This is a genomic window from Rhodococcus sp. 14-2483-1-2, from assembly GCF_002259405.1.
GTDB lineage: Bacteria > Actinomycetota > Actinomycetes > Mycobacteriales > Mycobacteriaceae > Rhodococcoides.
Genome location: NZ_NPFW01000023.1, coordinates 445,083 through 459,466 on the forward strand (window position 1 = coordinate 445,083; position 14,384 = coordinate 459,466).

Here is a 14,384-nt window from a genome sequence, read left to right on the forward strand (position 1 = left end):
ATCCCTCAGCTCATATCCGGAACATCGTCGGGTGTGCGTGGCACGACGAACAACGCGATACGACGGTCGGCCCGCATGTCGAGTTCGCCCAGGAACACGCCACCCGCGTACTCGGACAACCGACGCATGACGGTGTTGCGGTAGTCGGGCTCGAAGACGATGCGACGACACTTCGGGTCGAGCTCGAACACACTCGCGATGATCTTGGGTAGTAGCAGAGCTCCGAATCCTTTGTTCACGACCGACAGTTCGGCTATCGCCGCATGCATTCCGATGTCATGCGGATCCGACGGGTAGACGCCGGCGATCTGGTCCTTGGCCGCGCGATAGATCTCGAGGTAGCCGATGTCCTTGCCCTTGAACGACCCGATCAGCGGCCTGGAGTACGAACCGTCGAGCTGCGCTTGCAGGTGGGCGTGCCACCTCTCCCGCGGCCAGTCGTACTCCCAGGCCTCGGCCAGGTGGGGTCGGTTCATCCACTCGGTGACCATCTCGGTGTCAGGAGCGGACGGCGACGAAATGTCCGTCTGGGCAACCCGAATCGAATACGGCTCGGGAACGACGGGGATGGGCGGAGCGGGAACAGCGCGAACATCGTCACCGATGTCGCGGAGTTCGCGGGCGAGGACAGGGAAGGTTTCGGTCACGGTTGTCGAAGTCCTTGCTCGGGTGCGGGGTATGCGCAGGTAGGTGCCGAAATCGAACATCGAGAGGACTGTGCGAGCTTCGGGTACCATGCGTCCGTAACCAAGGATAGCCTTCACTATGGCCGGATGGCCACTACACGAATACCCGCAGCGCAACGAAAGCCGCGGACAGAGAGACGGACAGACGATGTCGAGCACACACGACACCGAGGGACAGCGCCAAGGGCGCAGCCTCGATATCCCCACTATTCTTGCGTCGGCCGGGATTTCGGCCATCGTGTCGGCGCTCATCGTCACCATCGGTGTCGTCGGAACAGTCATGGTTCACGGCAATCGAGACGAATCGGTGACTGCTGCGCAGCCTACTGTCGTGAATTTGGCGCCGCAGGCCGCAACGGCGGCCCAGGCGGTCCCTGCGCCCGCGGCCGCGCCGGCGGCCGCGCCGGCGGCACCGACGGCGGCGGCACCCGCACCGGCCGAGCAGGTCGCCCCGAGCGGCGGGGGAGCAGGCGTGGGCGCGGCACCTACTGCTACACAGCAAGAACCTCAGCAGACGGCGGTGCCCGAGCAGGCGCAGGTGCCGGCGCCCGCCGCGCTCAGCCCTGGACAACTCAACACCAAGATCAACACCATCATGAACGTCGGCGGGGATCGCTTCGCGCGCGCGGACGAGATCGAGGGCGGTGAAGCCGCATTGCCCAGTGTGGATGCCGTCGCCGCGTTCATCAACGTCGCAGGCGGTGCCTTCACCTACGAGATGGCAGGACCTGTCGAACTGAACGGACAGACCATGAGCGCGACTCTCGTGATGTCGTTGGCCGGCAGCGGTACTCGCTCACAGCAGCTGGCCTGGATCTGGGCCGGCGACAAATGGAAGCTGTCCAACTCGAGTGTGTGCGGCATCGCCTCGTACGCGATGCTCCCGTGCTCCGTCTGACCCGAAAGGACACCGGATCAATCGTGCGTGACAAGACGCTGACCGCTGCGGTATTGACGTGCGTGGCCTTACTCCTCGGAGGGTGCACGTCCGCTTCCGAAGAGCCCGCAGCCGCACCGGTCGTGATCAACCTGCCCGACGGCAGGCAGGTCACGGTCGACGGCACCCCTGCGAGAATAGTCACCCTGGGAGGGCAGTGGACGGACGTCGCGCTGTCCTACGGAATCACTCCCGTCGGGTACTACGACGCACTCGAAGTCACCACCGGTGACCCTGCACCGTGGTTCGGCAACCGGCTGGCCGAGTCGACGGCAATCGATCCGAGCGGGGACATCGTCGAACAGATCGCGGCGCTGGAACCGGACCTGATCGTCGCTCCAGGGTTCGCCGCGCAGGCATCGCAATTCGACAAGCTCGCCCAGATCGCACCCACCATCGACAAGATCAGCGGTGAACAGATCGACCCGTGGGAGGACATGGTGACTCTGATGGGTGTCATCCTGCACGAGCCGGACAAGGGCCGCGAGATCGTCGCCGGCGTCGACGCCGACATCGCTGATCTCGCCGCCGAGTATCCGGGACTGTCGGGCAAGAGTTACGCGTTCGCGTTCATGTACGGGCCGGACCAGATCCAGGCGTTCGGTAGTGCGACCGACGGTGCGGCACAACTGTTCTCCTCGCTCGGCCTCGTCGTCGCTCCGGCACTCGCCGAGGAGTCGGCGAGAACCGGGCAGCCGCGATTCCCGATCAGTACCGAGAACGTGCCCCTGCTGAACTCCGACATCCTCGTCATCAGCGCGAGCACTCCCGAGCTCGAGGACCGACTCGTCGGACTGCCGAGCTACGGAAACCTCGACGCCGTGAAAAATGCTGCCGTGTCGCTGCTTTCGCAGACCGACATCACCGCGATCAACGAACCTTCGCCGACCTCGATCCCGTACGTATTCGACAAGATGCGGCCGGCGCTCGAGGCCGCTGCCACCGAGTGAGTCCCTTACTTTCGACGGGTCATCAGAATCAGAACCGATCCGAACACCACCGTCATGCCGATCGCCCAAGCACTCGCGGCGAGCACCGCACCCGAATCTGCTGCACCAGAGGCAAAGCCGCGCATCACCTCGACGATCTTGGAAATCGGATTGGCTTCCGCGATCGGTTCGGCCCATCCTGGTAAGTCGCCGAGTTTCACGAATCCGGTGGACAGAAACGAGAAAACCAGCAGGACAGCACTGAGGGCTGCGTTGACGGCCTCCGCGGAACTCATCCATTCTGCGACCGCGAGCATGAACCATGCGAGTCCGAACCCGTAGACGAGCGGAAACGTCAGGAAGCCAAGCACATCGAGTAGGTCGGCCTTCGGGCCGAAACGGAACCCGAGAGCGAATGCGACGGCAGTGACGACGACGGAGGTCATCAGGTTGCGTACGAGGTCCGCGATGGCTCGCCCGGCGAACGGGGCGATCGGCGACACAGGAAGTGTCTGCATACGATTGCGAAAGCCCGAGATTCGATCCGTGTGCGCGTCGATGGCGGTACCGAGAGTGGCGAAGGTGGTGCCCATCGCGATGAACAGTGGAGTGCTGTAGTCCACGTACTCGGAGAATCCTGCGCCGGGCATCACGACCTCGGCGAAGCTGACGCTGAGGAACAGCATCAGAATGACGGGGAACCCGATGGCAGCCATGGGCGTCGTCGGGGACCGTCGCATCAGTGTGAACGCGCGACGCGTCATCAGCGCGGTGTCGAGCATCAGGCTCGCCCGCGGAATATCGGTGGTGGTCATCGAATCCTTCCGAATGCTCGTGATCCTGCATAGCCGCCGACCATCACCAATGCTGCGCACCATGCGAACGCGATGAGAACGGTGCTCGTGGCACCCGCGGTACCTGCTGTCGACAGCGCTCGAAGCCCATCCGCGACGCGGGTGACCGGCTGCTGTTCGACGACGGGTTCGAGCCAATCCGGGTACGCGCTGGTCGGTACGAAGCAATTGGAGAGCAGCAGCAGCGGGTAGTAGAGGAGCCCCCCGACCGACTGTGCGGTGTCCGCTTTGGCGATCGCATATCCGATTGCCAGGTACAGCAACGATGTTGCGGCACCGAACGACAACGCCAACAGGAAGAACAACGCGGCAGTCAGCACGCCGTTCTCGAACCGGAATCCGAGCCCGTACCCGGCGAGCAGAAGGACGACGATGCTGATCAACGATCGCACGAGCTCACCGACCAGCAGCGAGAGCACCGGGGCCGACCGGGCGACGGGCATGGATCGAAGCCGATTCACCATGCCGCCGGCCGCGTCCTCCGCGGCCCACACCGACGCCGACATGGCGCTGAAGAACATAGCTTGAATGACGACGGCGGGAAGCAGATATTGGGCATAGTCGATGCCCAGGCGTTCCATCGGAATTCGGAAGACCGCATAGAACAGAAGCGTGAAGATCAGGGGGAGAACCAGGGCACCGACGATCGACGCAGGCCTGCGGGACATCAGGCGGAGGTGACGGCCCGCCAGCCAGAGTGTGTCCCCGACAGTCGAGGGGTGCACCGACGTCGAGGTGCTCACGTAGGCACCTCGATCCTGGTGGAACCGGTCAGGGCGAGGAAGACGTCGTCGAGACTCGGCTCCTGGAAACCGATTTCGGCGACGGCGATGTTGTTCTCGTCCAACAAGCGGACGACGTCGACGAGGGTGTCCGAGCCCTCTGCCGGAATTCCCAATGTATCGTCATCGGCGGGAGTCACCGGCCACCGCGTGCTCAATACCGTTCGTGCGCGGTCCGATTCGCCGTGCACGCGCACTCGGACGGAGCTGCCGCCGATTCTGGTCTTCAGCTCCGACGACGTCCCCGCGGCGATGACTCGGCCGTGATCGATGACGACGATGTCGTCCGCGAGCTCGTCGGCTTCGGCCAGGTACTGCGTCGTCAGCACGATCGTGACTCCCGACGCCTTGAGAGTTCGGACAACCTCCCACAGTGCATTTCGGCTTCGGGGATCCAAGCCGGTCGTCGGCTCGTCGAGGAAGAGCACTCTCGGGCTTCCGACCATGGACGCCGCGAGATCGAGGCGACGTTTCATACCTCCGGAGAACGTTCCGCTGTGTCGGTCCGCCGCGTCGGAGAGCCCGAATTCTTCCAACAGTTCGTCGGCTCGTATCCGAGCCCGCCTGCCGCCGAGTTTGAGCAGTCGCCCGAAGAGCACGAGATTCTCACGGGCCGTGAGGTTGTCGTCCAAAGCTGCGAATTGACCCGTGAGGCCGATTCGTGAACGAACTGCGCCCGGGTCGGTGGTCACGTCGATTCCGTCGACTCGTGCGACACCGCCGTCCGGGCGAACCAGAGTGGTCAACACGTTGATCGTGGTTGTCTTCCCGGCCCCGTTGGGTCCCAACAGGCCGAGAATGTTTCCCTCGTGCACCGTGAGATCCACGCCTTGGAGTGCTTTGACCTCTCCGAACGATTTCGTCAAGTTCTCTACGTAGACCATGGCCTCGCGGCCGAGGTTGTCCAGGTGAGTCATGCGGCCTCCCTTCAGAGCAATGCGGGCAGTCCTTCACTGGAACAGCAGGAATGTTAGGTAACCCTGCCCTCATAACCTACAGCACAGAGGCCTCCGTCACGTAGGTGAAGCGACGCCGCACGCTCAGGTGACCAGACAAACAGACTCACCGGTTCAACAAGCTGAGGCTAACCTTGCTTGGATGTGTGAAGATATGACGGATCGGCGGGTCACCCCGCGAACTGCCATGAAGAGTGAGTGCAGATGACGGTTCGAAGCGGACCACTCGCAGCAGGCGAAGCTGGAAATCGCCTTCCGCGGACGGTGGCGAAACAGAAGAAGAAAGAGGAGGCCGACGCGCGACGAGAGATCCTGGCTCCGGTACGCACCGCGCTGAACACAGCAAGCGTGATCGTCGCGGTCGCCTCGGTCTGCGCGGTGGTTCCGTTCGTCCTGATAGTCGAACTGTGCCGGGAGCTGCTGAGCGAAGAGGTCGACACCACCCGGGTCTCGCAGTTGTTGAGTGCCGCCGTGATCACACTCGGACTCCGGATCGTTCTGCAGGCCGTAGCGATGACCCTGTCGCACCTCACCGACGCAGGCTTCCAACTGTCCGTCAGGCGCGCACTCGCCGAAAAACTGACCCGAGTTCCCCTCGGATGGTTCGACTCGCACAACTCCGGCGAAGTGAAGCGCTACCTACAGGACGACGTCGAGGCACTGCACTACCTCGTCGCCCATGCGCGGCTCGAGTTCGTCGGTGCCGTCGTCGTTCCGATCGTGACACTCATGTACCTCTTCAGCGTCGAATGGCGTCTCGCACTGCTGTTGCTAGTTCCTCTGATCGTGTACGCAATCTTGTTGAGTCGCATGATGGATCAGAGCAGCCGCGATCGACTCGCGGTCTACAACCGATGGGAACGCACTGCGCAGTCGACGACGATCGAATACGTCGACGGCATTCAGGTCGTCCGCGCATTCGGCCAGGCCGGAAAGGCGCACAGCGCTTTTCAAGACGCGATCGACGGCCAGGCGAAGAGTCTCGGACGCTTCAAAGTTCCCATGATCCGATTGCAGGCGATCGCCGACATCGTCGTATCCCCCGTTTTCGTCATGCTGGTGATCGTCCTCGGAGGATCGGTGGGCGTCACGCAAGAGTGGATCGCACCGATCGACGTGTTGCCCTTCCTGCTCGTCGGTCTGGGTCTCGGTAGTGCTGTCATGGGACTCGGATACAGCAGTCAGACCCTGCGCGAAGGCGCGGTGGCCGCGTCGAGACTCCATGGCGTTCAGCGGGAAGCCGAGTTGCCGTTCTCCGATACCGACGCCGCACCCGGGCAGGACAGAACCGTCCGATTCGACGCCGTGGACTTCGGCTACCGTGCGGACCACCAGGTGTTGCGCGGCGTCACCGTGGAACTGGTGCCAGGTACCATCACTGCACTCGTCGGACCTTCCGGTTCGGGCAAGTCCACACTGGCGGCACTACTGCCACGCTTCTACGACGTCGACAGTGGCCGGATCACCATCGGCGGAGTCGACATCCGTGACTTCAGCTCCGAAGAGCTTTATTGGACAGTCGGTTTCGTGTTCCAGGACGTCCGCCTCATCGAAGGCAGCATTCGCGAGAACCTGTTGATCGCGCGACCCGATGCCGACCAGTCCATGCTCGAAGCCGCTGCGCGTGCCGCTCAGATCCACGACCGCATTGCCGACCTGCCTCGTGGATACGACTCCGAGATCGGTGTGGATGCAAGCCTCTCCGGTGGTGAAGCGCAACGACTGTCGATAGCGCGGACCTTGCTCGCCGACACCCCGGTACTGGTTCTCGATGAAGCAACCGCGTTCGCCGACCCGGAATCGGAAGCGGCGGTGCAGGATGCGTTGGCGACACTGGTCGCGGGACGGACGGTGTTGGTGATCGCACATCGCCTGCACACCATCACCGGCGTCGACCAGATCCTGGTTCTGGAAAACGGCGCAATAGTCGAACGAGGTGTCCACGACGATCTGAAATCCGCTGGCGGACAGTACCAACGCTTGTGGGAGATTAACGAACTGGCGCTGAACGCAATCTCACGTGTCATGCTGAAGGGAACTTCATGATAGACAAGGCCTTCCGGCTCGTTCCGGACGAATACGCCACCCTCACTCCGCGTTTGATCACGGTCACCGTTGCGCAGGCCCTGTCCCAAGCGGCCGCCTATTGCCTCCTGGTACCGGTCCTGGAGGCACTGTTCGACGGGGATACCGGCAGGGCGTGGTTCTGGACGGCGATCATGGCCGGGGTGGTCGCAGCGATGGGCATTCTCACGTTCACGCAGGCGACTCTCGGACTGAAGATTGCAGTGGGTATGCAACTCGGACTGCAGACCCGTCTCGGCGACAAGCTCAATTCACTACCGCTGGGGTGGTTCGAGACCCGCAATGCTGCCCAGTTGTCACGCATCGTGGTGGACGACGTTCGTGAGATTCAAGGTGCCGTGGCATATCTCAGCGCCAAACTGATCACCAGCATTCTCGTCCCTCTCGGCGTGGCCTGCGGAATGCTGTTCGTCGACTGGAGGATTGCGGTCGCAATGCTGATTGCCGCACCGGTACTGTTCGCGGTCAATCGGTTGGGCAACCGGGCGTACCTCCGCGCCGACGAGCGCACCCACGTCGCTGCTGCCGAAGCGGATACTCGCGTCGTCGAATTTGCGCAGGCACAACCGATCCTGCGGGCGTTCGGAGCGGTGGGCAGCGGAAACCGCGCGCTCGACTCCGCCTTGGAAGCGCAGAAGAACGCTGCGGTACGCAACGTGGCCTCGGCGGTTACCGGGGTGATCGTGTTCGGACTGGTGGTACAGGCGGTGTTCCTCGCACTGACGTACGTGGTGGTCGGACAGGTCACCGGCGGTTCGGTGTCCGCGGCAGCAGCCGTCGCATTGGTGGCGGTGAGTGCTCGCTTCATCGAACCGCTGAACCAGGCGGCACAGATCGGCAATGCCCTACGGTCTGCGTCGGCCTCGGTCGACCGCGCCTCCGATCTCTTGGCCGAACCCGTCCTGCCGGAGCATCGTTCGTCCGTTGTGCTCGGTGCACCGGAAGTCGCGTTCGAGTCGGTCTCGTTCGGGTACGACGTGGAAAAACCGGTCGTCTCGGACGTCAGCTTCACGGTCGCGCCTGGTACGACCACGGCGATCGTCGGGCCGAGCGGTGCAGGTAAGACAACGCTTCTACGGCTCGTCGCACGCTACGCCGACGTCGACTCGGGGTCGATCCGAGTAGGTGGCCATGACGTACGTGCACAATCTGCGGAGACGCTGCTGGACCAGCTGTCGCTGGTCTTTCAGAACGTCTACCTGTTCGACCGTTCGATCGCGGAGAACATCCGTATCGGTCGCCCCGACGCCTCGGACGAGGACGTCCACCGAGCCGGTTCGATTGCTCGCGTCGACGAGATCACCGACCGACTACCCGACGGGTACGACAGCCCTGTCGGCGAGGGGGGTACGACGCTGTCCGGCGGCGAACGTCAGCGCGTGTCGATCGCGCGGGCACTGCTCAAGGACGCACCCATCGTCTTGCTCGACGAGGCGACCAGCGCCTTGGATCCGCACAGCGAAGCCGTCGTGATCCGCGGTATCCACGAACTGACGAAGAACAAGACGGTCATCGTCGTCGCGCACCGATTGGTCACTATCGCTCATGCAGACCAGATTCTGTTCCTCGACGGCGGGCGGATAGTCGAACGCGGCACTCATGACGAACTTCTCGCGTTGGGCGGCCGCTATGCAGACTTCTGGAACGAGCGCTCACGATCGCGTGGGTGGAGGTTGAATACGGTTACAGCCTGACCTGACGATCGGTCGATTCGACCGCCTACTTCCAATACGCCTGCGACTTGATCGAATCCTTGGTGAAGCCGTGAACTGTCCTCAGCGTCTTGACGATCGATCGTGTCGTCCTCCCGTCACATGCGACCCAGGCGAAGGCACCCGGCTGGGGGGACAGTTCTTCGGCTGCCTCACGCAGCAGTCGGCCGTCGTCGATTCGTTGCAGCCAGGTCACCTGAGTATCGGCACCGGCATGAACGGGCAGGGTAGCGTCCGATTCGTACTGCCATTCCAACCACACCTTCGCCGGCGTTCCACCGATCGCATCGAGAATGGTGTTGACTGCGGGCATTGATGCTGTGTCACCGAATATCACGAACTCCGACGGCATAGGGTCGGGGATGGCGAAGGTCGACCCGTTGCGACCCTTCATCAAGGTGGCCTCGAGAACATCGCCCGGCTCGGCCGTTTCGGCCCACTTCGACGCGGGGCCGTAGTGCACAGCGAACTCGATGGCGAAGGTGTCGTCTTCGGGGTTCTGCTGCACCAGGGTGTAGCCGCGTTGGCTCTCCTTGCCGTTACCGTCGTCGAACCACACTCGCACCCATTGCGCCGGGTGAACCGGATGGTTCTTCAACAAACCACCGCCGGTGAAATGGACACGGATGTACTTGTCGGTAACCGATTCTTTCGACGTCACGGTCAACTTGTAGTCGTCCGTCTTGTACGCCTTCATGATGATGCCCTCGACGCCTCTACCCATAACCGTAGGCTACCCTAATTCGGCGGGTCGACGAGCTAGGTGTTCTTCCCGGGGACGTTGTGGACGGTCAGTTGCTCGATGGGTGACTTGCCGCCGATGCCGGTGTGGGGTCGGTGGTGATTGTAGTGATGGATCCAGTCTTGGTAGGTCGCCGCTCTGGCTTCGTCGGAGAGATAGGTGTTCGCGTAGGCCCATTCCTGGTTGAGGGTTCGGTTGAACCGTTCGACCTTGCCGTTGGTCTGCGGCCGGTACGGCCTGGTTCGCTTGTGCTTGATCCCAGGGCCCAGGGTCTGCGCGAACAGTGTTGAGCGGTAACAGGATCCGTTGTCGGTCAGCACACGCGCGACCGTGATGTCATGGGCTGCGAAGTAGGCTTTGGCGCGCTCGAAGAACCCCGAGGCGGTTTCTTTGCGTTCGTCACCGAGAATCTGAAGAATACGCGAGCCGGCTGTGATCGTCGACGGCGTGATGGACGTAGGAGTAGCCGCGGCCCTGTTTCTTGTTGTGCCGCTTTCCGATCGCGCGGCCGAGCTTGCGATGTCCGCCGCCGTCGGGGATTCGGCCGAGCTTTTTGATGCCGATGTGGATCAGATCACCGGGAGCGGGATGCTCGTAGCGATGCGGCTGCGGGCGTCGTACAGCAAGTCCGGTGTTCTGGTCGAGGTGGCGAAGCAGCGGCATCTTGTAGCGGCGTAGGACCGCTGAGACGGTGCTGTGCGGCATGTGCAGGTGGTAGCCGATGCGGTGGTCCCCACCGGCGGAGGAAGCGCAGGTTGATGACTCGGCGTTCGGTGCGGGTCGGTGTCCGGTTCGGGTTGTGGTGGGGTCTGCTCGAGCGATCGGCCATTGCCGTCGCGCCGCCGGTGCGGTAGCGGTCGGCCCATTTCTTGGCTGTGGTCGGTGAAACCTGGAATCGTTCGGCCGCTCGGCGGATCGACCATCCGTCGTCGACGATCGATGTCGCGAGTTTCAATCGCCCCTTCGGGGTGAGCAAGGCATTAGCGTGTGACACGAGGACCTCTCGGTTGTCGGTGCAGTTGTGGTAACCACACCGATACCGGAGGTCCTCACCTATCTGTCGCTGCCACGCCGTCCACAACGTCCCTGCTCATTACAGCTAGGCGGCCTGCCATTCGTAACGCGAAATAGATGAATCAGGTGCACTTCCACATTCACTCGTCGATTTCGTGAATCTGGTCGAAGCGAACGAGGCCAGGTGTAAATTCGAGACGGTGTATGCACCGACGTGGCAACAACTCACGGCGCGCAATACTGCGGCGACCGACCTCATCCTGTCGGGCTCGCTGCACGTCGTCGGTGAGATCGACACGGGCTTCGTCGACGATCATTTCGAGTTCCGCCACGGCCGGGGTGACCGCTGGTGGGTCGAACGCAACGGCGAGATCGTCTACGCATCGTCGAGCTCCACCGACACGGTCCCCGTCGCCCGCATCGATGGACAGATGGTCCACCAACGCACCACGAGCCTGATCCGTCTCGGCGCACTGTTCACTCCGCGAGATCTCTTCGGCCCGCGATCGCTCCTGACCCGGCGGACACCAGCTCAGCATGTCGCTCATGGCCCGACAGTGGTCGACCACGCTGGCCGTCCGGCCTGGTCGACCGAGTTGACGTCGCCCACTGGACTCATTACGACAATGGTCATCGACGATGAAACTGGCCTCATCTTGAGCCTGAGCAGTCGCGATCATGGTCAGTCGCTTCACCTCGACAATCTGACCGAACACGCCGAACTTTCCGATGGTCAATTCGTATGGGACGGCGACACCATCGAATCGAATGATCTGAGGAGCTTCCGACTGTCCTGGTAGCTCACCGCCCAGTGGCTCTGTCCGGTCCGTCTCGCCACCCTGTACAGACGCAGTTAGCACATTGCTCAATAGTCGATTTTCTCTTCGTCGATGCCGTTGAGATTCAGCCGTTCGATGTTCTCCAGGTCTTGGTCGCCTCGCACTGGGCATACGGCAGGAATCCACATCGAGAAGCGATCGGCCGGAGGTGGCTCGATCTTGTACGACGAGGTGTTGTTCGCCGTGTCGGACGAAACTTCTTCGATCGACATGTGCGGATGCCGCATGACGTATTGGGGTGCTGGAACCTCGGCACCGCCGACGTTCCGTGTGGCGGGAGCCGCGACGATGACCTGTGGGGGCTTCCCGAGAGGTGCGGTGACGCTCACTGACCCCAGTGCGCTGTGCACAAGGTGTCCTTCCATCATCAAACGGACGCGGCGTAGCAAGACGCGATCTGTGTCGAAAAACTTTCCGATACACGGATCGAAGACCTGCTCGACTATGTGTTCAACAGCGACAATGTCCGCTACGGTCTCCTCGATTACCACCAGCTCGTTCTTCATGTCGTCGGAAAATGAGGGTGCATCGAGCCGCATCAAACGGTGTTCACCGATTTCGAACGTGAGCGCAGCCGCACTATGGACTTTGAGCATGAATCGCGTAGCGGCGAGCTTGAGTTCGTTGCTGGTCTCAATGGTGTCCCAGCCGATATAGCGCGCCGCGGTCAACTGGCCGTCTCGCTGCTCGAACGCAAACTTGAACACTGCGCTTCCGGCAACCAGCACGTCCCATTCGAGAGAGTCGGATTCTCTGTGTCGCCGGACCACAGCTGCGTCGAACGACATCAACGCTTCATCGGACTCATCTCTTAGAACTACACGAACCTGGTTTGCAGGTTCCTGTCGGAGCAGGTCAGTGACAGTGAACGCGCTCCACTGGTCCGATAAGCTGATCGCCTCACGAAGATCGGGTAGGTCATCCACCTCGGACGCTACGAACATGCGTCCTTCCTCGGTCAGTTCGGTGACACCGACGACAACCTCGTCGTCCCACGCTTCCGCATCCACCGTTAGCAATCCGTCTGCCCGCAGTGAGGTGATCAAGTCCAGGGTTGTGACTGTCAAAGCTGCCATGTGCGAGAACACGCGCACAGCTGCGGCGTACCGCTCGCTCATCGAGAATGCCAGGGCCTCCTTTTTCGCGCCTTGAGCGTCAGCGTGGACTAGATCCGCATACAGCCACGCTGCAGCGAGTTGAGTGTCCGAGACCCGTGGGGTTGCCGAGCTTCCATCGAGTCGCGCGGACTGCAACGCGTACGCCTGAATCTGAGTGCCTTGGATCTCTGCGTCGTCCCATGCTGCTCTGAGCGCTTCGATTCGGGACCGCAGTTCGTCGTCGACCTCACTAAGCAGTTCGCTCAGTGCGTCGAAAACTTTTACGTAGTAGACGGGCTCGGTTCTGACAGTCAGGGGACGCACTCGTGACGCGAGGGACTCGAAAACTTCTTCGTCTTTTGGAAGACGTCGCGTTATCGTCATCTTCCCTGCCATGTCCAGATGGCCGTCGAAGCCACCGTGTGCCTGTTGAAGCAGGTTGTCCCAGTCCGCAACTAGAGAATGTGCTTGCACGCGCCGAGCACGCAGCACGAAGCGGCTGAGGGTATCGCTCCCAGCTTGTCGTCGATCGCCGTCCGAACTCGGTGTCTTGGTCTTTTTGCCCACGGATCTATGATCCGCTCCCCAGCGCTCCAACTCGCCGCCGGGCCGCACCCTCACGTTGATTGAGCAGCCTCAGGTGTGCGATTAGGCGGCTTTACGGCCCGCTTGGCGCTACCGAGCCCGTGCCGGGGCGTCCCCGACCCTCCTGAGCACGGGCTCGGGTGTCCACGGGCGTTCTGGTGGCTGTTTTAGTACCCCCTCGTGTCGGTTCTGCTCAGTGGGCCGTTCCGTCCTCGGCGTCTTCGTCCTCACCGTCGCTGTCGTCGTCTGCGTGCGCCCAGGGGAGGGTGGTGGCTGCGATGGTGTCGATGATCGTGGCGAGGTTGTGGTGTCCTGTCAGGTTCGCGGTGAGGGCGGCGAGCTGCAGGGTCTCGAGGGTGAGCGCGATCGCGTCGCGGGTGTGGGCTCGGCGCTTGGTTTCGGCCCTCTGAAGTGCGGTGATGACACGCCCCCCTTTCTCGGGTGGGGTGTAGATCTCCCGCGTCGGCCGTCGGTTGGGGGCCGGTGTACTGGGTGTGGTGGCGGTGGTGTGTCTGGTGGTCGGTGGGTGTTGTTTGTGGTGGGGGCCGGCGGAATGGTGGGTGGTGGTTTGGGTGCTGTGAGCTGGGGTGATGACATGTCCCCTTTGGGGGTTGGGTCGGTGATCTTGAGTCCTGGTGGGGTGGAGGCTCGGTGGTGGTGTTTCTTGTGGTGTTCTGCGGAATGTGTTGTGCCGTAATGGTTATGCGCCGACCTTGGTGTTTCGCTCGAATAGTGTTGCAGTGCAACAGGTATCGGAATATGATTGATGGCAAAGGTGTTTCCGATGCTTCGCGCATGCAACCTTCGCAAGATAGTCGTATTCCATTGCGTAGTAATGAGAGTGGGCATATTTTGGTGTGTGCTGGTCCTTGCTTCGTGGAGTGTGTTGGGGTAGCATGAGTACATGATGATTCGACGGGTTCGAGGAGCAGCCGCGGTGAGGTTGACGACGCGCGCAGCGCAACCCCGGGTGTTCGGTGTCGGTGAGTCCGCTTCGGTTGTGACGTTGAATCATATTGAAGAGCAGCCTGATTCGATTCTGAGTGGAGCGCAGCGACACGATGGTCGGCGGCATAATTGGAGCACCGTCGAGCCGCGTAGCGGCTCCCTGGTGGGGAGCGCAGCGACCCGCCCCGTTCCGGTGAGCGAAGCGAGCCGGGGAGCGC

The 14,384-nt window shown here is 62.1% G+C and carries 11 protein-coding genes and 1 pseudogene; 5 read left to right on the forward strand and 7 right to left on the reverse strand.

Features of this window, described 5'->3' with window-relative positions; all coding sequences use genetic code 11:
* Positions 1–5: 5 nt before the first annotated feature.
* On the reverse strand, positions 6–647 hold the full coding sequence (locus tag CH295_RS27255; RefSeq protein ID WP_252342227.1) for a GNAT family N-acetyltransferase: 642 nt from the start codon (positions 645–647) through the stop codon (positions 6–8).
* 187 nt (positions 648–834) lie between these two features.
* On the opposite strand from CH295_RS27255, the gene CH295_RS27260 reads away from it, so the two are divergent.
* Both CH295_RS27260 and CH295_RS27265 read left to right on the forward strand, forming a co-directional pair.
* Positions 835–1,584, forward strand: a complete 750-nt coding sequence (locus tag CH295_RS27260; protein WP_094742542.1) for an MTB12 C-terminal domain-containing protein — start codon at positions 835–837, stop codon at positions 1,582–1,584.
* Between the two features lie 20 nt (positions 1,585–1,604).
* Positions 1,605–2,573, forward strand: a complete 969-nt coding sequence (locus CH295_RS27265; protein WP_502694551.1) for an ABC transporter substrate-binding protein — start codon at positions 1,605–1,607, stop codon at positions 2,571–2,573.
* A gap of 5 nt (positions 2,574–2,578) precedes the next feature.
* On the opposite strand, the gene CH295_RS27270 is transcribed toward CH295_RS27265, so the two are convergent.
* Genes CH295_RS27270 through CH295_RS27280 form a run of 3 tightly spaced genes read right to left on the reverse strand, consistent with a single transcriptional unit; the run spans position 2,579 to position 5,105 of the window.
* Positions 2,579–3,367 carry an ABC transporter permease gene (locus CH295_RS27270; RefSeq protein WP_252342229.1) on the reverse strand — a complete coding sequence of 263 codons (789 nt, stop codon included), beginning with the start codon at positions 3,365–3,367 and terminating at the stop codon, positions 2,579–2,581.
* Entirely contained in the window at positions 3,364–4,149 is a 786-nt protein-coding gene (locus tag CH295_RS27275) for an ABC transporter permease (RefSeq protein WP_252342230.1), read from the reverse strand. The genes CH295_RS27270 and CH295_RS27275 overlap by 4 nt, the downstream gene beginning before the upstream one ends.
* Positions 4,146–5,105: an ATP-binding cassette domain-containing protein gene (locus CH295_RS27280; protein ID WP_252342231.1), complete on the reverse strand. Its 960-nt coding sequence runs from the start codon at positions 5,103–5,105 to the stop codon at positions 4,146–4,148. The genes CH295_RS27275 and CH295_RS27280 overlap by 4 nt, the downstream gene beginning before the upstream one ends.
* 243 nt (positions 5,106–5,348) lie before the next feature.
* Here CH295_RS27280 and CH295_RS27285 point away from each other — a divergent pair, with 243 nt between their 5' ends.
* Together CH295_RS27285 and CH295_RS27290 are read left to right on the forward strand one after the other, a co-directional pair.
* The gene (locus CH295_RS27285) at positions 5,349–7,190 is read left to right on the forward strand and encodes an ABC transporter ATP-binding protein (protein ID WP_094742591.1); all 1,842 of its coding nucleotides are present in this window, start codon (positions 5,349–5,351) and stop codon (positions 7,188–7,190) included.
* Complete coding sequence (locus tag CH295_RS27290) at positions 7,187–8,923, forward strand: ABC transporter ATP-binding protein (protein ID WP_094742544.1); 1,737 nt, start codon at positions 7,187–7,189, stop codon at positions 8,921–8,923. Before CH295_RS27285 ends, CH295_RS27290 begins: the two co-directional genes overlap by 4 nt.
* A 25-nt stretch (positions 8,924–8,948) precedes the next feature.
* Here CH295_RS27290 and CH295_RS27295 read toward each other — a convergent pair whose 3' ends face one another.
* Both CH295_RS27295 and CH295_RS27300 read right to left on the reverse strand, forming a co-directional pair.
* On the reverse strand, positions 8,949–9,665 hold the full coding sequence (locus CH295_RS27295) for a siderophore-interacting protein (RefSeq protein WP_094742545.1): 717 nt from the start codon (positions 9,663–9,665) through the stop codon (positions 8,949–8,951).
* Between the two features lie 35 nt (positions 9,666–9,700).
* Positions 9,701–10,677 (reverse strand): annotated as a pseudogene (locus CH295_RS27300) (IS481 family transposase).
* A 220-nt stretch (positions 10,678–10,897) separates the two neighbouring features.
* Between CH295_RS27300 and CH295_RS27305 the strand changes: the two are divergent.
* Positions 10,898–11,497, forward strand: coding sequence for a hypothetical protein (locus tag CH295_RS27305; protein WP_141217118.1), 600 nt, complete (start codon positions 10,898–10,900; stop codon positions 11,495–11,497).
* 65 nt (positions 11,498–11,562) lie between these two features.
* On the opposite strand, the gene CH295_RS27310 is transcribed toward CH295_RS27305, so the two are convergent.
* Complete coding sequence (locus tag CH295_RS27310; protein ID WP_141217119.1) at positions 11,563–13,200, reverse strand: hypothetical protein; 1,638 nt, start codon at positions 13,198–13,200, stop codon at positions 11,563–11,565.
* Between the last annotated feature and the right edge of the window lie 1,184 nt (positions 13,201–14,384).

What these genes read in the sequence shown, in the direction of transcription:
- CH295_RS27295 (WP_094742545.1), bottom strand. Translation starts at nt 9,665, where the DNA reads ATGGGTAGAGGCGTCGAGGGCATCATCATGAAGGCGTACAAGACGGAC.
- CH295_RS27285 (WP_094742591.1), top strand. Translation starts at nt 5,349, where the DNA reads ATGACGGTTCGAAGCGGACCACTCGCAGCAGGCGAAGCTGGAAATCGC.
- CH295_RS27280 (WP_252342231.1), bottom strand. Translation starts at nt 5,105, where the DNA reads ATGACTCACCTGGACAACCTCGGCCGCGAGGCCATGGTCTACGTAGAG.
- CH295_RS27290 (WP_094742544.1), top strand. Translation starts at nt 7,187, where the DNA reads ATGATAGACAAGGCCTTCCGGCTCGTTCCGGACGAATACGCCACCCTC.
- CH295_RS27270 (WP_252342229.1), bottom strand. Translation starts at nt 3,367, where the DNA reads ATGACCACCACCGATATTCCGCGGGCGAGCCTGATGCTCGACACCGCG.
- CH295_RS27260 (WP_094742542.1), top strand. Translation starts at nt 835, where the DNA reads ATGTCGAGCACACACGACACCGAGGGACAGCGCCAAGGGCGCAGCCTC.